21 protein-coding genes and 2 pseudogenes are annotated in these 16,832 nt (G+C 43.4%); 14 read left to right on the forward strand and 9 right to left on the reverse strand.

What is annotated here, in order from left to right; all coding sequences use genetic code 11:
* Positions 1-283 (reverse strand): hypothetical protein (locus FEF09_RS27030; protein ID WP_146307987.1); only part of this gene is annotated, 283 nt, incomplete at its 3' end.
* Positions 280-597, reverse strand: a complete 318-nt coding sequence (locus FEF09_RS27035) for a hypothetical protein (protein ID WP_146307988.1) — start codon at positions 595-597, stop codon at positions 280-282. The genes FEF09_RS27030 and FEF09_RS27035, both read right to left, overlap by 4 nt.
* Before the next feature lie 156 nt (positions 598-753).
* Between FEF09_RS27035 and FEF09_RS27040 the strand changes: the two genes are divergently transcribed.
* The 5 genes and pseudogenes from FEF09_RS27040 to FEF09_RS27060 all read left to right on the forward strand — a co-directional run bounded on the left by FEF09_RS27040 (position 754) and on the right by FEF09_RS27060 (position 4,779).
* Complete coding sequence (locus tag FEF09_RS27040; protein ID WP_146307989.1) at positions 754-1,008, forward strand: hypothetical protein; 255 nt, start codon at positions 754-756, stop codon at positions 1,006-1,008.
* Between the two features lie 99 nt (positions 1,009-1,107).
* Positions 1,108-1,847: pseudogene (locus FEF09_RS27045) on the forward strand (SDR family oxidoreductase).
* Between the two features lie 25 nt (positions 1,848-1,872).
* Positions 1,873-2,790 carry a helix-turn-helix domain-containing protein gene (locus FEF09_RS27050; protein WP_146307990.1) on the forward strand — a complete coding sequence of 306 codons (918 nt, stop codon included), beginning with the start codon at positions 1,873-1,875 and terminating at the stop codon, positions 2,788-2,790.
* Positions 2,791-2,994: 204 nt separating this feature from the next.
* A complete protein-coding gene (locus tag FEF09_RS27055) occupies positions 2,995-3,642 on the forward strand; it encodes an NAD-dependent epimerase/dehydratase family protein (RefSeq protein ID WP_146307991.1) in 648 nt (215 codons plus the stop codon).
* 9 nt (positions 3,643-3,651) lie between these two features.
* On the forward strand, positions 3,652-4,779 hold the full coding sequence (locus tag FEF09_RS27060; protein ID WP_146307992.1) for an MBL fold metallo-hydrolase: 1,128 nt from the start codon (positions 3,652-3,654) through the stop codon (positions 4,777-4,779).
* Between the two features lie 107 nt (positions 4,780-4,886).
* Here the strand turns inward: FEF09_RS27060 and FEF09_RS27065 are convergent, their stop codons facing one another.
* Positions 4,887-6,023 carry a TlpA disulfide reductase family protein gene (locus FEF09_RS27065; protein WP_146307993.1) on the reverse strand — a complete coding sequence of 379 codons (1,137 nt, stop codon included), beginning with the start codon at positions 6,021-6,023 and terminating at the stop codon, positions 4,887-4,889.
* Between the two features lie 459 nt (positions 6,024-6,482).
* Here FEF09_RS27065 and FEF09_RS27070 point away from each other — a divergent pair, with 459 nt between their 5' ends.
* Complete coding sequence (locus FEF09_RS27070; RefSeq protein WP_146307994.1) at positions 6,483-6,854, forward strand: hypothetical protein; 372 nt, start codon at positions 6,483-6,485, stop codon at positions 6,852-6,854.
* Between the two features lie 115 nt (positions 6,855-6,969).
* Here the strand turns inward: FEF09_RS27070 and FEF09_RS27075 are convergent, their stop codons facing one another.
* From FEF09_RS27075 to FEF09_RS27085, 3 genes are all read right to left on the reverse strand, one after another.
* Positions 6,970-7,413 (reverse strand): hypothetical protein, encoded by a 444-nt coding sequence (locus tag FEF09_RS27075; protein WP_146307995.1) that lies wholly within the window; start codon positions 7,411-7,413, stop codon positions 6,970-6,972.
* A gap of 147 nt (positions 7,414-7,560) precedes the next feature.
* A complete protein-coding gene (locus FEF09_RS27080) occupies positions 7,561-7,902 on the reverse strand; it encodes a hypothetical protein (protein ID WP_146307996.1) in 342 nt (113 codons plus the stop codon).
* On the reverse strand, positions 7,884-8,120 hold the full coding sequence (locus tag FEF09_RS27085) for a hypothetical protein (RefSeq protein ID WP_146307997.1): 237 nt from the start codon (positions 8,118-8,120) through the stop codon (positions 7,884-7,886). The genes FEF09_RS27080 and FEF09_RS27085 overlap by 19 nt, the downstream gene beginning before the upstream one ends.
* Before the next feature lie 276 nt (positions 8,121-8,396).
* Here FEF09_RS27085 and FEF09_RS27090 point away from each other — a divergent pair, with 276 nt between their 5' ends.
* Together FEF09_RS27090 and FEF09_RS27095 are read left to right on the forward strand one after the other, a co-directional pair.
* Positions 8,397-8,972 carry a hypothetical protein gene (locus FEF09_RS27090; protein WP_146307998.1) on the forward strand — a complete coding sequence of 192 codons (576 nt, stop codon included), beginning with the start codon at positions 8,397-8,399 and terminating at the stop codon, positions 8,970-8,972.
* Positions 8,973-9,103: 131 nt separating this feature from the next.
* The gene (locus FEF09_RS27095; protein WP_146307999.1) at positions 9,104-9,376 is read left to right on the forward strand and encodes a DUF4242 domain-containing protein; all 273 of its coding nucleotides are present in this window, start codon (positions 9,104-9,106) and stop codon (positions 9,374-9,376) included.
* A 97-nt stretch (positions 9,377-9,473) separates the two neighbouring features.
* Here the strand turns inward: FEF09_RS27095 and FEF09_RS27100 are convergent, their stop codons facing one another.
* Positions 9,474-10,190 (reverse strand): ATP-grasp domain-containing protein, encoded by a 717-nt coding sequence (locus FEF09_RS27100; RefSeq protein WP_146308000.1) that lies wholly within the window; start codon positions 10,188-10,190, stop codon positions 9,474-9,476.
* 132 nt (positions 10,191-10,322) lie between these two features.
* Here FEF09_RS27100 and FEF09_RS27105 point away from each other — a divergent pair, with 132 nt between their 5' ends.
* Positions 10,323-10,709 (forward strand): hypothetical protein, encoded by a 387-nt coding sequence (locus tag FEF09_RS27105; protein ID WP_146308001.1) that lies wholly within the window; start codon positions 10,323-10,325, stop codon positions 10,707-10,709.
* A gap of 75 nt (positions 10,710-10,784) precedes the next feature.
* Here the strand turns inward: FEF09_RS27105 and FEF09_RS27110 are convergent, their stop codons facing one another.
* Entirely contained in the window at positions 10,785-10,988 is a 204-nt protein-coding gene (locus tag FEF09_RS27110) for a DJ-1/PfpI family protein (protein ID WP_222597179.1), read from the reverse strand.
* Between the two features lie 87 nt (positions 10,989-11,075).
* On the opposite strand from FEF09_RS27110, the gene FEF09_RS27115 reads away from it, so the two are divergent.
* The 5 genes from FEF09_RS27115 (at position 11,076) to FEF09_RS32035 (ending at position 16,168) form a co-directional block, all read left to right on the forward strand.
* On the forward strand, positions 11,076-13,070 hold the full coding sequence (locus FEF09_RS27115) for a beta-N-acetylhexosaminidase family protein (RefSeq protein ID WP_146308002.1): 1,995 nt from the start codon (positions 11,076-11,078) through the stop codon (positions 13,068-13,070).
* A gap of 328 nt (positions 13,071-13,398) precedes the next feature.
* Positions 13,399-14,517, forward strand: a complete 1,119-nt coding sequence (locus tag FEF09_RS27120) for a 5-(carboxyamino)imidazole ribonucleotide synthase (protein WP_146308003.1) — start codon at positions 13,399-13,401, stop codon at positions 14,515-14,517.
* Between the two features lie 5 nt (positions 14,518-14,522).
* A complete protein-coding gene (gene purE / locus FEF09_RS27125; RefSeq protein WP_146308004.1) occupies positions 14,523-15,014 on the forward strand; it encodes a 5-(carboxyamino)imidazole ribonucleotide mutase in 492 nt (163 codons plus the stop codon).
* A gap of 195 nt (positions 15,015-15,209) precedes the next feature.
* Positions 15,210-15,581 (forward strand): hypothetical protein, encoded by a 372-nt coding sequence (locus FEF09_RS32030; RefSeq protein ID WP_222597180.1) that lies wholly within the window; start codon positions 15,210-15,212, stop codon positions 15,579-15,581.
* Positions 15,578-16,168, forward strand: a complete 591-nt coding sequence (locus FEF09_RS32035; RefSeq protein WP_222597181.1) for a helix-turn-helix transcriptional regulator — start codon at positions 15,578-15,580, stop codon at positions 16,166-16,168. Before FEF09_RS32030 ends, FEF09_RS32035 begins: the two co-directional genes overlap by 4 nt.
* A 110-nt stretch (positions 16,169-16,278) precedes the next feature.
* Here FEF09_RS32035 and FEF09_RS27135 read toward each other — a convergent pair.
* Positions 16,279-16,698 (reverse strand): annotated as a pseudogene (locus tag FEF09_RS27135) (SDR family NAD(P)-dependent oxidoreductase); the annotation flags it as partial.
* Positions 16,699-16,832 lie beyond the last annotated feature (134 nt).

The following is a 16,832-nucleotide window of genomic DNA, read 5'->3' on the forward strand; positions in this document are numbered from 1 at the left end:
TCATTTCGCCTAATTGTGCAATAGATTCACTGTTATATACAGATTCATCGTCAATGCATACAGCATCTACACCGATATCTTCTTTGAAGATTCTGCAGATATTATAAAGTGTGCTATTCACACCTACACCTGTCACGATACCGGGTACCTTTTTGGATGCGTCATACCAGTTCTGAATATAATCGTAGGTATTAGGCGGCTGATTAAACCATCTTCCTTCCAGCAGGATTTCTATACGGGAGACGGTAGAAGATCCCTGCTTCAGAGAGGCTACTCTTTTCAACCATTCTTTGCTGCCAACGAATTACCCTCATGAATGATCGGATTGGTGTGGTCGTCACCTGAATATACATCTCCATTGGAATGAATATAAAAGCTGGACAGAATCACTGTGGTAAAACCGGAACTTTTAAGTTGTGTGTAGGTGGTATCATCACCGGGATAGATACCACGCCCGAACATGGTAAGATTAGTACCTGCCGGCGAAGCAGCTTGTGTACCGGCGGTCGTATCAGTAGTAAGGGATGCCTGATGGGCGTGCAGCGGCATGAGGGAGCCGGACGCCAGCAGGCAGATAAAGAGGAACAACGTCTTCATAGTATAGCCTTTGTATTGTTGGCGTAAAATAGTAAACTTGTTGTACAAGCACATTGACCGTACTGTTAAGCATTGTTAAGGCTTTATGAGCGGTCTGAACGCTATATTAAATGGTCGGAAATTTATATATAAAGCTAACTTTAAAAACATCCTTCTATGGACACATCGAACAATCCTTATCAGCCTATTGACTGCAATTATTATGACCGGCTGGAAGCCTGGGCTACGATGCGTACTATCTGCCAGATCTTATTCAGAGATGAAGAAGGAAAAGAGCAGGATGTAACGGCCCGTATAGAGGATGTGTATGCGCTGAATAAGGTGGAATATATGCGGATGGACAACGGGCTGGTGATCCGGCTGGACAGTCTGATCGCTGTGAATAATATCCCTTTGCCGGATCATTGCTAAAGCAGATACGGTGAATTGGGTTACAACATATACTGTTTAGGTTACAGTTTTCTGTGCAGACATGTTGAATTTTGTATCAGTAAATGAAAATTCAATATCATGGAAAACAATGTAACAGGAAAAGTAGTATTGATAACAGGTGCCAGTAGTGGCATCGGGGAGGCGACAGCCTTGTTGCTGGCGGAAAAAGGTGCGAAGGTCGTGCTTGGTGCGAGAAGAGAAGACCGCTTAAAGACATTGGCAGCACGTATTTCAGAGGCAGGAGGGAAGTGGTTTATGCGGTGACAGATGTGAAAAAACGCGCAGATCTTGCGGCACTGGTCAGTCTGGCAGTTGAACATTTCGGCCGCTTAGATGTACTGATAAACAATGCAGGCATTGCTGCATTGTCGCCAATGGATCACGTTGCTGTTGATGAATGGGATGAAATGATAGATGTGAATATCAGGGGCGTATTACATGGAATAGCAGCAGGATTACCGCTTTTTCGTCAACAGGGCAGCGGACATTTTATTAATGTAGCCTCTACCGCAGGATTACGGATCATACCAAACATGGGCGTATATGCAGCTACTAAGTCGGCTGTCAGGTTTATTTCAGAAGGATTGAGACAGGAAGCAGGACCCGATCTGAGAGTGACCCTTATTTCTCCCGGATATATTCAAACGGAACTTGGCAGCGGGATGTCCAATCAGGAGCTGAAAGCGCAGATTTCTGCCGGGATGGAAAAGATGGCTATTGCTCCGGCAGCTATTGCAGAGGGTATTTTATATGCCATTGAACAGCCGGCAGCGGTAGATGTAAATGAACTTATTATCCGGCCTACGGCACAGGCATAGTCTTTTCTTATTCAAATCAGACGCTATGAAGGCATCCGCTCCATCTACATATACATTTGATAGTATTTCCGCATTGATGCGATATCTGGACCTGCCTGCACCACTGCATCCACTGGTTGCATTGATTCCATCCGGGAATCTCCGGGTGCCTGCGGCAGATTCGGGAAGCACTTATATCCTTAGTTTCTATAAAGTTTCCTTTAAGATCGATTTTAAAGGTCAGGTGAAATATGGACAGGGGTATTACGATTTTGAGGAGGGAGGACTTGCCTTCATAGCGCCTCATCAGAGAACGATGGCGATGAATGATCCGCAGGAATATGAAGGATATACCTTTTTCTTTCATCCTGATCTTATTCGTAATTATCAGTTGGGAAGAACGATCAGCCGTTATGGTTTCTTTTCTTATGCGGTGGCGGAGGCCCTGTTTCTTTCGGAGAAGGAGAAAAGGATCATTGAAGGACTATTCGCAGTAATGCTGGAAGAATTGCATAACAATATTGATCAGTTTAGTCAGGATGTGATGGTATCACATATAGAGTTATTACTTAACTACAGTAATCGTTTTTACAACAGGCAGTTTCTGACGAGAAAGGCGAAGTACAATGATCTGATCGATCGTATGAATGCCTATCTATCAGAGCGTTTTGATACAGGAAAGTCTTTGTTAACCGGCTTACCTACGGTGCAGGAGGTGGCGGACCATCTTGTTGTTTCACCCCGTTTTCTGACTGATATGCTGAAATCTTTGACAGGTCAGAGTACCCAACAGCATATTCAGGATAGATTGATAGAAAGAGCAAAGGACATATTAAGCACCAGTGATCTTTCTGTAGCAGAAATAGCCTACCAGCTCGGATTTGAGCATCCACAGTCTTTTAACCGCTTATTTCGCAGGAAAACCCGGGTCTCCCCGATCGAATTCAGACAATCCTTTCACTAAGAATGGACATTTTAACAAAGTAAAAAAGGACTTTTCAGCAAAGTAAAATACTTTTTTTACATCGAATTTTGTGTATGTCTGGAAGGCCAGACTGTAATACTGTATGCATATCTCATTATTTCACAATTTTTTGCGGAGATATAAAATATTAACGGCGTCAGAACGTCCATGGTAGAGAAAGTATTTTACAAAATTCGATACAATATGAAAGTTATTATCACAGGTGCGACTGGTTTTGTGGGAGAGGGCGTCTTGCTGGAATGTCTCCGCAACAATGATGTCAGTGCAGTGTTAATGGTGAACCGCAAACCTTCCGGCATACAGCATCCTAAACTCAGGGAGTGTATTGTGGCTGATTTTATGGATCTGAGTGCCGTAAAGCCCCAGCTCATCGGATATGATGCCTGTTTTTACTGTGCAGGTATCAGTTCGGTAGGACTGACAGAAGAAGTATATACCCATATTACCTATGACCTGACCATTAATTTTGCAAAGGTGATGCTGTCATTGAATCCTGAGATGGTATTCAATTTCGTATCCGGTAGTCATACGGATGCTTCTGAAAAGGGAAAGCTTATGTGGGCGCGTGTGAAAGGAAAGGCAGAGAATGCATTGGCAAAGATGCCATTTAAGGCACAATATAATTTTCGGCCCGGGTTTATGAAGCCAACGAAGGGGCAGCAAAATGTAAAGACCATCTATAAGATCATCGTACCGGTATTCCCTTTATTTTTCCCTTCTCATTCCTGTACCATGCAGGAGGTAGGGCTTTCTATGATCAATGCGGTATTAAAAGGGTATAGAGTACGTACATTGGAAATAAGTGATATCAAACGTCTGGCGGTAGCATAAAAGAACAGCATGAAAAGATTTCGGAAAGTTATAAAGATCAGTGCCATTGTGCTGTTATCGTTGATTGCCTTGCTGAGTATTGTTACACTGGTATACATGCGTTTGCCACAATTTGGAAAAGCGCCGGATGGACAGCGGCTTACGCGTATACAGCATTATGCCAATTACCGCAATGGTCATTTTGAAAACCTTGAACCGACGCCCACTTTTGCACCGGGATACAGTTTTTCTGGTGAAATGATGAAGGCATTATTCGCAGAATATCCCGGCCGTTATCCGGAAAAGGACATTCCTGCAATAAAAACCGATCTGCAGCAATTACCGCGGGATACGGATGTGGTGATCTGGTTCGGACATTCGTCCTGTTATATACAGCTGGAAGGGAAGCGTATACTTATTGATCCGATATTTAGTCAGCATGCCTCGCCGGTACCGGGCACTGTTAAGCCTTTCAGTGGTACGGATATTTACACGGCGGCTGATTTTCCTGAAATAGATTATCTGTTAATATCGCACGACCACTACGATCACCTGGATTATGAAACAATACTTGCATTAAAGGATAAAACGAAGAAGGTGATCTGTGGTCTTGGGGTAGGTGCGCATTTTGAACGCTGGGGGTATCCGGTTGATAAGATTGTTGAACTGGCATGGTATGAAACAGCTCCGCAGGATGCTGGTAGTCTGAAGATAACGGCAACGCCTGCAAGACATCAATCCGGCAGGGGATTCAGTCAGAACAATACTTTATGGATGTCATTTGTGATACAGACTACGCAGAGGAGAATATATGTGAGTGGAGACAGTGGATATGGTAAACATTTCAGGGAGATAGGAAAAGCTTATGGTCCGATGGATCTGGCAATCATTGAAAACGGGCAGTATGACAGTGCGTGGCATTATGTGCATTGTTTACCCGGAGAAGTGTTGCAGGCTGCACAGGATCTGGGAGCATCAAGATTATTACCGGTACATTCTTCCAAGTTTGTATTGGCCCGGCATCGATGGGATGAGCCGTTAAAGGAGATCACGCGTTTGGATCAGGAGAAGGGTATTCCATTGGTGACGCCGGTAATCGGGGAGGTTGTTTATCTGGATGATGAGGAGAAGGTTTTCCGGCAGTGGTGGAAGGACTGAAACAGTTAATAGCAAAGGCCTCAGTTTAAACTGAGGCCCTTTTTTACAGTCGCAAAATTAAAGCAGCGTTTCCGTTTGTTAACGTCCACTGTTGTATACATCAATCATTATTTCCCTAATAAACTTTTCAGCTTTTCTTCCAGCAGATTCCCTTTCAGGTTTCTCGCGATGATCTTTCCTGTTTCATCGATCAGTACGTTCTGTGGAACGGCTGAAACTCTATACAACTGCGCAATTTCGTTCTTCATGAATTTCAGATCAGACACGTTATAACCGGTGAGTTTATCTTCAGTGATCGCTTTATTCCAATATTCTCTACGTGCTTCAAGACCCACATTGATCACTACCAGTTTTTTGCTATCCAGTGTTTTAACGATCTGTTTCAGCTCCTGATTTTCGATTCTGGAAGCGGAGTTCCAGCTACCCCAGAAGTTCAGCAATACTGTTTTTCCTTTGAAAGAAGAGAGGGTGATCTTATTACCATCCTGATCTTTTTGTGAAAAGTCGGGAGCCTCACTACCTACAGCTGCCAGTTTAGATTCCAATAACTTCTTCTGGAAAGCTTTACCACGGATTGTCTTCTTTGTTTTCTCGCTTAAGGCTTTATACAGAGGTTCTACATCCTGATAGTCGATAAAAGCGCCCGCATATTCATCCAGAATATCAATACAGATGTACATTTCCGGATTCTGCTGAATAAACTCTTTCATCTGGGCTCTTCTTTCATCCATAGCAGCACGGAAACGTTCCATGTAGTTTCTTTTTGCTGCAAGTCCGGAGGCACTTACATCAGAAAACATAGTATTGGATGACTCGGTAGTTAATGCATCAATCTTTGCATTGATATCTGCCATGTGCTTCTGATAGCCGGCATAGTCATCCTGTGTTTTACATCCGTTTGTTTCAAAATTTGCTATGTCTTCGTCAGATGTCAGCCACATACTGGCACCGGGTTCGACATATAAGTGTGCAACGTTTTTGTTGCTGAAAAAATTCACTGGTTCACCGTTCTTACTTACCATCAACAGCGCATTTACAGGGTAAGGTGCGTCTTGTACGATTTTAAAAGTACCGTTCACTATATCTGCAGAATCATATACAATATCACCGTCTATTGAAAATCCTATATAAACCTTGGCCGGAGCTGGAAGTTTCCCGAGTTGTCCTCTGATGTAAAATGTCGTCTGAGCGAACATTGGCATAGATATCAGACACGCTACGAGAAACATCAAAATTCTGTTCATCTGTATAACCTTTATAATGCTATATGAAATGTTGTAGATAATCAAAAAGACAAATGCGCATTATCGATTGAATTATTCGTTTCCTATATGACAAGAATTAATACGTGATATGCGTACAAGTGTTAAAGAAATTTTTAAAGTATTTATTTTTCGTTGGGTGGAGGCCGGTATATGGGTCGGGATGAATCTGGTATGGTGAGAGAACATAACTGCTTTTGTGTCTGAAGGTTAAAAGAGGAGCGTCCGGGGGAAATCCGGAAAAAATATCCGGAAGGGGCTTTTCCTGTATCCAAGGAAGAAATGTATTGATAATCATGCTATATGGCGCTAAATAGCGCCATTTAAGACGCGGAAGGATATTTTTTTTATCCCCATAGACAATAAATTCTTTATTTATATATAATAATTTGTTAAATTGTTGGGAGAACAAGATTCATTTTATCAATAAAGCCAAGGCCTATGAACAAGAGAGCACTCTATCTGTTATTTTTTATCGCTGTTGTTGCTGTTTCTTCCATCTTCGGAAAAGGTGCAGATGCAAAGATTGCTAAAGCAACTTTTACTGAGATAGGATTCCAGAAAGACGCTAGTTACTATTACACGTTTTATATAAATCTTTCAAAAGAAGAAGTTACTTCACTCGCATATATACAGGTGCAGAATAATGCTACCGGACAGTTATTGAAGCTGGATAATTTCAAAGGAGATGTTGCTTACTGGAAAGGTTCTCAGTTCATGATCAAGGATACGGCTACTGTATCTTTCTTCGACGGAGACAAGCTGGTAACAAAAAAACTGATTGGTGTGATTGAAGGTGGTATGAAGATGTAGTACTACTTGTTATACAAAAAAAGAAAATGTCCTGAAGACAGCTTTACACAAGCGTTTTCAGGACATTTTAGTTTCAGGTAAGTTGTGTATCCAGCCATTTTCTAACACTGTAAATTTATTGTTTGCGGATATTTTCAAGACTGACTTTCTTCAGCTTTTCGTAGTCCGCATTTTTTACATTTTTATAGAAATTATAGGTTTTACCATTCCATCTCCACACAGGAAACTCCATACCCGGACCGCCTATCAGCAGATCAGGATACCCCTGACTGATAGTGGCCAATACATCGGGTGCCATACCGGGGAAGCCCAGATTTTCAGCATAAGTACCTGCACTGTTTTTGATAAATAACACTACGCTGGAGCCGGCATTCCCGGAAGTAAAAGTATTACCGAATACAACGAAGATCTCTTCAGCACCATCTTTGTTCATATCTGTGGCATAAACAGTAGCTCCGAAGGGAAAATCTTTACTATCCTTATCCTGAATAAAAGGCTGTGTTTTGTCTCCTGAAGGAAGAAAGCCCAGTTTAGCAGCAATCTGATTTTGCTCATTCACTGTCAGTGTTGTCTTAATTGCTTTGAAGAGCAGAGCGGCCGTAGGGGAGTTTCCCGTTTTGCTGACTGTACGATATGTTTCCGATGAATAAAGGGATGATCAATAACAACTTTTTCATGATACTGTTCTTTATGTGAAGTGCTGAGGTTACTTTTTACCGGAAGGGAAATGTCTGATTTTTTCGTCAAACAATACTATTTTTCCATTCACAATTTTTGCATCATCTGTGATTGCCAGTGAATCAGCTTTACCTTTTTTATCTACCCAGCTTTGTTTATACCACAGTGTCACCCATTCTTCCTGCTGATCTTTTGAGATAACAGATTCCCAGTCATCCATCTCAATTTTTACGCTTGCGAAGTCGGCCAGAGATTGTTCCAGCATGGCGGGAAGACTATCGTGTCTGACTACTTTCTGGAAATAGTCCAGTTGCAGCCTGACACTATCTCCAAAATAAGAAGCACATTCCGCTACATTTTTGTTTCCCATGCTTTCAGCATCTTCATCACAACCAATGCATTTTTCTTATTGCCCGGTTGCCAGTCTTTGTATGCTTCTTTTAATGGAAAGGGATAATCCGGCATTTCTTCAGCGGCGGAAAGCGCCTGTGTGCTATGATCACTGTGTGTGCTTTCAGATTTGTCAGCGTTGCTGTTACAGGCGACAGCAAGTGAAATGCTGCAGAGCAGAAAAAGGAATGATTTCATGTTGTGGTATTTAAGCGGTGACAGATTTGTGTTGGTGTAAATGTGATGTGTCCTGAAGGCTGACTGATGAAATTGGAATGGTGGAATTATTGCCGTTCAATAATTGTACTTCCGATGCAGATATATTGAGAACTAATTGATTGTGAAGCTACTAAATTTAAGCGGGACACTGAAATATATTTGCAAAGCCCGCTTCCCGGTAGTGGATTAAAGAGAGAGTCTATATTAAATCCGTAAAATTTGCTTAAGTTCAGCCTTGAATTTAAAAATATCATTATGCGTTTCAGACTCAGATATTGTTTTCTGCTGATGATCAGTCTTCCGGCACTGGCACAGAAACCAAAGACAGGCTTAAGTTTTACCAGCAGCAAACAACAACAGATTTCGGTGTATAAAGGCACGATCATCGTGAATGGCAATAAGAGCTTTCATTTTGCGGAAGATAGTATCAACTACGCCAGCAAACGCAACCGTCTGGAAGAGGATAAAGGCAACGTATTCCTGTTTCTGGATGTGAAGTCAGCAGCTCCGAAGAAGAACAGACTGTACATATTCAGTATTAACAATTCCGTGGCTGATTCAGTAATGACGACCATCAGTTCAGACATCAAAGACTGGGATCATGACGGACTGCTGGAATTTGGAGGTAGTGAGGTAAGCGAGCCTTATCCTTCTGCTGATTCTGTATATTATGTGCCGGCTAAATTCTATGAGATTAATAAAGGAAAGATCGTATATGATGCCGAGTATACAGAGAAGATTGATAAAAAAGTAAACGGGACGTTTATTGCTGATCCGATGGATAAGAATGGCAAATATAAGGCTATTCCAAAGCCTAAAGGTCGCCCATAATAACATGACCTGAATCAAGGCGCAGGCCCTTCAGCAGATATCTGCCGAAGGGCCTTTGTTTTACAGGAACAGAACTAAAACTATACTGGATTGTTATCAATCTGATAGTTACACAAATTAAATCTACAACTATGCCGAAATACGTAATAGAACGTGAGTTACCGGGAGCGGGCCGGTTGACCACCGACGAACTGAAAGGTATATCACAGGCATCCTGTGGTGTGTTGAGTAATATGGGACCCCAGATTCAATGGGTACATAGCTATGTTACGGGCGACAAGATATACTGTGTTTATATCGCCCCGAATGCAGAAATGATCAGGGAGCATGCAAAAAAGGGAGGTTTTCCTGCGAATGCGGTCAATGAGATAACTACTATTATTGACCCTACTTCAGCAGAGTAAAAGTATACGCGCAAGGTTTTGAAATAGCTATATAAGGTGAGGCCCGGAATGTATTTTCCGGGCTTTTTGTTTTATTGGGCAATAAAGGTGAAATGTATCACTTATTGATGGTAGCACCTATTATACAGTCAATCACTTTATCTGCCACACAGTTATTTAGTCCGGCGCCCCAGCACGCATTAAATTCCAGAATGAACCAGCCGGCGTGCGCGCTAAAGGCGATATCTACTACGACTACAGATGGTAAGACTGTCTGGTAAGTGGCTATAAAATCAGACAGGAATTGATATCCGTCGGGCAGATTGGCGGCTCCCTCATACAATGCAATATCCATAATGACACTATTGCTGATAAAAGCTCTCGCTTCCGCCCTGATATCGTGTACAATTTCGGCTATCAGAATGAACTCCGTATCCTCAAGGCCATGGGTAGCTGCGTTAAAGTCTTCCGGTTTATCAAATATCCCTGCTATGAACAGTTTAGGAATCACTGGTTTAATAAATGCCGGGAAGTCTGTACGTCGGATGTCTTTTAGCTGTATTGCCCGGATATGCCTTTTAACCCACCTGGCTTCTAACCGGGCAATGAGTGTATCATCAGGCGAGAGGAGGGTTACATTATATATCTGCGCAAGTACCAATGCGAAGGTCTGATTGCCATAAATCGCGATCTTTTGCTGTGCCAGTGTCTCCTCTTTGATCCAGTATTTACCGAGCTGTCTGATCGTGCCGCCTCTTTTTAGCCAGGTGGCAACTACCTGATCAAACTCTGTATCTGTTTTTTCGGGTACCAATAGGGTAGCGGGATTGTTCATATAGATAATCAATGCGATAAATATACAAAAGTTGTGCAGATAGTGGCCGACTGTTAATGCTATGCTAAACCTGTAAAAGCGATTAAATCTTTTTGATTAAACGCTGTCAAATAATCATAAAAACCAGCAATCATGAAAAAGGTAATAATAGTATTAGTTCTGACAGCCATGGTGCAAGTAGCTTCAGCAATGCCTCCAATGCATGGAGGTGGGTTCAGAGGGGGATTTTATCCCAGGACTACAGTTGTTGTAGGAGGCGGGTTTTATAATCCTTATTTCTCACCATTTGGTTTCTATTACGGAGCTCCTTACGGTTATCCGTATTCAGCCGCACCATATCAGCCAACCAAACTTGATATGCAGGTCGCAGACATCAGAAATGATTATGCGGACAAGATCGAGTCTGTTAAGCTGGACAAAAGTCTGACAGGTAAAGAACGTCGTGCACAGATCCGGACCTTCAAACAGGAACGGGATCAGGCTGTGCTGGATGCCAAAAGGAACTATTACAAATCATAATGGGCGCAATAGTTATAACACCGCAGGATATCCTGCGGTGTTTTTTTATGGGGGTATTGTTGAATATCCTGCCACTTATCGTTTGATCAGCCAGCTTTCTACCGCCCTCGAAAATTCGGCTACATCTATAGGATGCCTGCTGGTTATCAGATTTCCGTCTGTTACGACGGGTTGTTCCAATACAGTACCTCCGGCGTTCTTCAGATCTATCTGTATATTCCAGTAACCTGTCAGCTTCTTTCCTTTTAATATGTCCCTGGGTAAAAAACAATTCTTCAACAATCGCTATTCTCTTTTCTGTTCATTTTTTTTTGAAAGTCTAGTTACTATCTTACCGGCCATACAGGTCATAAAATAGAAAGGACAATGAAAATGTTATTTACTTGTTTCGCTGTAGCGACGCTATTCGGCGGTACTACTTTTGCTCAGACGATTCAGAATGTTCAACAATCCGGCAATCCATCATCAGCGAGGCCGGTAACCTTACCGGCGATCTTTCCTGCACCCGTATCAATAGAGGCTGGAAAGGGTGCTATCGTATTGGGTAAGTCTGTTGTGTTGATTGTGCCGGCAGGTACTGATACGACAAGCGTGCATCTGATGCAGAGTATATTAAAGGCGGCCGGAGTGGAAACTATTGCGACAGCCAAGCAGCTGCCATCAGTATTGGATCGTCCTTATATCATGCTTGGGACTACTGACGTGGCGATGGTGCGTGCAACACTTACAAAAAGAGGGATAGTACCAGACAATAACACAGAAGGTTATACGGTTTCAAGTGAGGTGATGAACAATGGCGCTTTGATCACACTGGCCGGTCATGACGCAGATGGTTTGTTTCATGCTGTGCAAACTTTTCGTCAGCTGTTGATGCGTCCTTTTATTTCTTCGCTTGTTATTAAGGATCATCCTGCCATGCCAATCCGTGGAACGATCGAAGGCTTTTATGGGAAACCATGGTCAATGACAGACCGGGAAAAACATCTTAACTTTCTGGCGACTGTCAAGGCAAATACGTATGTGTATAGCCCTAAAGACGACCCTTATGCGCGGGATCGTTGGCGCGATGCTTATCCGGATGCCACATTATCGGAGCTCGGTAAGTTGGTAGCAGCAGCCCGGAAGAATCATATCAATTTTGTATATGCAATTTCTCCGGGACCGACAGTTTGTTTCTCTGATTCAAGTGATCTTCGTGCGTTGGAGACAAAGTTTAAGGCCCTGCGCTCAATTGGCGTAAGTAGTTTCTATGTGGCACTTGACGATATTGAGTATACCAAATGGAATTGCGATCAGGATAAGACCACCTTTGGTCCGTCAGGAGCAGAAGCGGCTGGTATCGCGCAATCACGGTTGCTGAATCAGTTGCAGGCACACCTCAAATCGGTTGATCCATCAGCGCCCCCGCTGATTATGGTGCCGACAGAATATTATGATGCCAAGGAGAGTCCATATAAAGCAGCATTGCGGAAGAATCTTGATTCACAGGTTGTAGTACAGTGGACAGGAACCGATGTTGTGCCGCCAGCTATATCCGTTCCTGATGCGCGTGCGGCAACAAAGGCATTTGGGCGAAAGACGTTGTTGTGGGATAATTACCCTGTGAATGATTATGGAGAATCAACAGGCCGCTTATTACTTGCTCCTTATTTAAGACGCGAAGCTGGTTTATCCGGGGAGCTGGCAGGTATTCTGTCTAATCCGATGAATCAGGAGGCGCCAAGCCGTGTTGCTGTAACCGGCGTAGCCGCTTTCGCATGGAATGATAAAGGTTACGATGCTGAGCGGATCTGGATTGCAGCTGCCCGTGAACTGGCAGGAGGAGATGAACAGGCAACAGCGGCTTTGTTAACCTTCTTTGACACCCAGCATCTGGCGCCAACTTTTGGTAGTCAACCGTGGCAGGTGCAGGCTCCTAAGCTGAAAGTAATGCTGGATGGCGTACGGGATGCAATTGCGAACGGAAATGATGATACCCGGCATAGGGCTATTACTGACCTGATCCAATACGCGGCGGCATTTGCGGGTGCGCCTGATATTATCAGATCCGGTACTGTGGATACTGCGTTTGCGCAGGAAGCCCGTCCATGGCTTGACGCTATGCAGTTATGGGGAAAGGCGCTTCAGCTGACAGCAGCAGGTCTACAGGCAGCTGATCATGGAAGTATAGCGGCTGAACGCTATTTTGCGAATGCCAAACGCTTTGCTGCTCAAGCGGCTGCCATCAGGAGTATTCCCGGTGCTACCCGTTTTGACGGTCCGATAAAGGTGGCAGATGGCGTGCTGGATGATTTTATAGCGAATGCGCCTAAGTTGATTGTATTGCCTTTGGGAGAAGGAGCTGGTGTAGCTGAAAAGTAAGGAATAGTACTCAAATCATCTGGAAATATGTAATAAGAAAGGAGATCAGCTGCTGATCTCCTTTCTTATTATATCTGATGGGGTATTTATAACCCTCGTTTGTTAGTATAAGTATTTGATTTATAATTATATATAGGGGTGGTTTTCCCTGACTGCTTAGCATTAAGAAACTTAGTGAAAATGTGAGTGTCAGGTAGGAAGACTAAAAAGAGGGGTTAGCAGCCTTTATATATGATATGTGTTATTTATATGAAGCCTGTAACGCATGAGCAGAATGGGGGGCGATCATTGGCAATAGTTTTATACCTTTGCATCCCAATTGAAGATTATGATTGAAAATTTGAAAGTAGGAATATTAGGAGGCGGTCAGCTTGGAGGTATGCTAATACGGCATGCGATAGACCTCGGCCTCAGCATTTCGGTAATGGATAAGGACCCTGATGCGCCTTGTTCACGTTATACTTCTTCTTTTGTCTGTGCCGATCCTAAGTCTTATGAAGCGGTACTGGAATTCGGTAAGGGCCTTGACGTGATTACGATAGAAATGGAGGCAGTGAATATTGATGCCTTACGTGAACTCGAGAAACAAGGAAAAAAGGTTTTCCCGACTCCTGACTCTATTAAGGTAATTCAGGATAAGTTCACCCAGAAACAGTTCCTGTTGTCGCACAACATCCCTGTAGTGCCGGGTGAGGCTGTTGAGGATAGAAATGATCTCTATAAATACGAAAATAAACTTCCGGGTTGTCTTAAAAAACGCCGTAATGGGTATGATGGTTATGGCGTGATGGTGCTGAAATCAGGCGCAGAGATTGCCACTGCTTTTGACGAACCATGTGTGCTGGAAGAACTGGTAGATATCAAACATGAAATTGCTGTTATTGTCGCAAGAAATGAACATGGTGCTGTAACGTGTTATGATCCTGTGATGATGGTGTTTTCTGAAGAGAAATTCGTACTTGAGTCTCAGGTAGCTCCGGCTCAGTTGGCCGAAGGAATGAAGGAAGAAGCGACTGCTCTCGCAGAAAAGATAGCTGATGCACTTCAGCTGGTGGGTATTCTTGCTGTAGAAATGTTTGTTACAAAAGATAATAAGATTCTGGTGAACGAACTGGCACCAAGACCTCACAATAGCGGTCACCACACGATAGAAGCCAGTACTACATCACAATATGAGCAGCTGCTCCGCGCTATATTAGGTTTACCCCTGGGAGACACCAGTCTTCACTTACCTTCGTTAATGCTTAACTTACTGGAAACTGCTGCACTGGCTGCAGATAGAGTAGAAAAGTTAAAAGCCCTTTTGGCTATACCGGGAGCACATCTTCACTGGTATGGTAAAAAAGGCAGCAGGATCGGCAGAAAAGTAGGGCATGTAACTATTACAGGCAGCACAATGGAAGCCATTGCTGCCAAAGCTGAAACCATTCGGAAAATTTTAAATTAAAAAATATGAAACAGGTAGAAGTAGGCATTATTATGGGCAGCAGTTCTGATGCGCCTACCATGCGTCAGGCGATAGAAGTGTTAAAGAAATTTGACATCGGCTACGAATTTAGCGTTGTATCGGCACACCGTAGTCCTCAAAGAATGTTTGACTATGCAGCTACCGCTGAAGAGCGTGGTTTGAAGATCATCATCGCAGGTGCCGGTGGTGCAGCACACCTTCCGGGTATGGTTGCCGCAATCACTACTTTGCCTGTAATTGGTGTTCCTATTAAATCATCCAACTCTCTTGATGGTTGGGATTCTCTGCTGTCTATCGTACAAATGCCGGGCGACATACCTGTAGCTACAGTAGGTGTTAACGGTGCGCGTAACGCCGGTTTGCTGGCCGTGCAGATGCTGGGTATCAGTAACAGTGAGCTCAGAAAACAACTGGCAGCAATGAAAAAGGAAAATAATGAGAAGGTGGCTAAACAAAATGAAACTTTAGAACAATAAAGAAAGCCAGTATCTCATTCCGATATATCGAAAAACCCGCTATCATGATGGCGGGTTTTTTCGTTACTTTCACCGCTCCCCCGCAGCTTTCAGCCCCTCTTGCTATCCGTGTCTCCTGAATCAGACCATCTGCCAACAAAATTATCTCTACATTTATAATCAAAACAAACACATTTGATATTAAAATAGTCGTAAATGAAAATATCGATCACGGATAAAGGTGCTGGTATCACCAGAGAATTTGCCCATGCGATAGGAGCAGCTATCCGGGGGCGGTTTATCGATATTCCTGAAGACATGGGAAAGGGATACATAACCGGTTTCTCCTGGGGAAAGGAACTGCGTATGATGATCCGGAATTATTATTTGAAAGAAGACGTTTATATCGAGCGTACCAACGAACTGGCAGAAGGGCAGGAGGATATCGTTTTCCTGTTAAGGGGTATTTTTCCATCGGTATTACAACCTGATGAGCAATTATTGCCGGAACAGGCCAATATTATGATCTGTAAACACGCCGTTTCATCTGTGCTCGCCATGCCATCAAACACTATTTTGGTAGCGTGACAATCGCCGTTTCCAAACAATACCTTCACCATCTTTTTGGTGAAATAGATCATCCGGTAGTGGCAAGCGTATTGGAAGGCAAAGATAATTTTGTCTTCGAAACAGGCATTTCTTCCTCCATCATTCACACCGCCAGTGAAATGCTGGATCAGCCAGTTCCCGAAGGACTGGAAAGCCATTATTACAAACTGAAATGCGAAGAATTGTTATGTTATGTATTTGCGATTTTAATGCAACGGGAAATAGTACCGGCAACCGGCATGCATATCGACGATATCAAAGCCATATACACGATTAAAAACCGTTTGCAATCTCATCTCGATGAACCTCCCAATATCGCAGTCCTTGCAAAAGAAGCAGGTATGAGCGAGCCTAAATTACGTAAGCTTTTTAAACAGACCTTTGGAAAGGGCGTATTTGAATATTATCAGTCAGCGCGCATGCAGGAAGCTGCCAGATTGTTAAAAGAAAAGCGACTGACAGTATCTGAGGTCGGTTATCAGCTGGGATTCACTAATCTCAGTCACTTCTCACGGGTTTTCGAACAATACATAGGTATCAAACCAAAGAAATATTCAAAGACATAGCCTTGTTAAAAAGCGGTTTTCCTTGTGCGCCAGCAAGTAAAAAAGCGCCTTCAGCCATTACATCTGAAGGCGCTTATTTTCAACAACACTTAAAATACAAACTTTCCGCATCAGGCACTCTGGCCACCATCAACATTCAGCGTAACTCCTGTTATATAACGTGCATCTTCACTGGCCAGAAACGCGACTGCTGCACCGATGTCTTTCGGTTCGCCATACCGGGCCAGTGCGACGTCTTTCAACATGTGTGCACTGAAAGGGCCGTCGGCAGGATTCATATCGGTATTAATAAGTCCGGGTTGGATGATATTAACAGTAATGTTTCTGCCGCCCAGATCTCTTGCCCAGCTCCGTGTGTACGCTGCCAACGCAGCTTTGGTGGCTGTATAATCACCAATACCCGGATAAGGGGAACGACTGCCCCCGGTCGAACCAATGGTGATGATCCTGCCGCCATCGCTCATATAGGGTAGTACGCTTCTGACAGTATGTGCAACTCCCATTACATTGACATCCCATTGCCGCCTGAAGGCATCCGGATCGGCTGTGGGTCGTCAATGTTTCCGGTAACAAACACGCCTGCACTGTTCACCAGAATATCTATGCTACCGGATGCTGCGACTGTAGCAATAGCAGCATTTATTTCTTCAATATTCCCTGTATC

It is taken from the genome of Chitinophaga pinensis, from assembly GCF_007896845.1.
Taxonomy (GTDB): domain Bacteria; phylum Bacteroidota; class Bacteroidia; order Chitinophagales; family Chitinophagaceae; genus Chitinophaga; species Chitinophaga pinensis_C.

Bases quoted from the DNA above. Each gene is read 5' to 3' on its own strand.
- FEF09_RS27035 (WP_146307988.1), bottom strand. From the start codon at position 597: ATGAAGACGTTGTTCCTCTTTATCTGCCTGCTGGCGTCCGGCTCCCTC.
- FEF09_RS27040 (WP_146307989.1), top strand. From the start codon at position 754: ATGGACACATCGAACAATCCTTATCAGCCTATTGACTGCAATTATTAT.
- FEF09_RS27050 (WP_146307990.1), top strand. From the start codon at position 1,873: ATGAAGGCATCCGCTCCATCTACATATACATTTGATAGTATTTCCGCA.
- FEF09_RS27055 (WP_146307991.1), top strand. From the start codon at position 2,995: ATGAAAGTTATTATCACAGGTGCGACTGGTTTTGTGGGAGAGGGCGTC.
- FEF09_RS27060 (WP_146307992.1), top strand. From the start codon at position 3,652: ATGAAAAGATTTCGGAAAGTTATAAAGATCAGTGCCATTGTGCTGTTA.
- FEF09_RS27065 (WP_146307993.1), bottom strand. From the start codon at position 6,023: ATGAACAGAATTTTGATGTTTCTCGTAGCGTGTCTGATATCTATGCCA.
- FEF09_RS27070 (WP_146307994.1), top strand. From the start codon at position 6,483: ATGAACAAGAGAGCACTCTATCTGTTATTTTTTATCGCTGTTGTTGCT.
- FEF09_RS27080 (WP_146307996.1), bottom strand. From the start codon at position 7,902: ATGGGAAACAAAAATGTAGCGGAATGTGCTTCTTATTTTGGAGATAGT.
- FEF09_RS27085 (WP_146307997.1), bottom strand. From the start codon at position 8,120: ATGAAATCATTCCTTTTTCTGCTCTGCAGCATTTCACTTGCTGTCGCC.
- FEF09_RS27090 (WP_146307998.1), top strand. From the start codon at position 8,397: ATGCGTTTCAGACTCAGATATTGTTTTCTGCTGATGATCAGTCTTCCG.
- FEF09_RS27095 (WP_146307999.1), top strand. From the start codon at position 9,104: ATGCCGAAATACGTAATAGAACGTGAGTTACCGGGAGCGGGCCGGTTG.
- FEF09_RS27100 (WP_146308000.1), bottom strand. From the start codon at position 10,190: ATGAACAATCCCGCTACCCTATTGGTACCCGAAAAAACAGATACAGAG.
- FEF09_RS27105 (WP_146308001.1), top strand. From the start codon at position 10,323: ATGAAAAAGGTAATAATAGTATTAGTTCTGACAGCCATGGTGCAAGTA.
- FEF09_RS27115 (WP_146308002.1), top strand. From the start codon at position 11,076: ATGAAAATGTTATTTACTTGTTTCGCTGTAGCGACGCTATTCGGCGGT.
- FEF09_RS27120 (WP_146308003.1), top strand. From the start codon at position 13,399: ATGATTGAAAATTTGAAAGTAGGAATATTAGGAGGCGGTCAGCTTGGA.
- purE (WP_146308004.1), top strand. From the start codon at position 14,523: ATGAAACAGGTAGAAGTAGGCATTATTATGGGCAGCAGTTCTGATGCG.
- FEF09_RS32030 (WP_222597180.1), top strand. From the start codon at position 15,210: ATGAAAATATCGATCACGGATAAAGGTGCTGGTATCACCAGAGAATTT.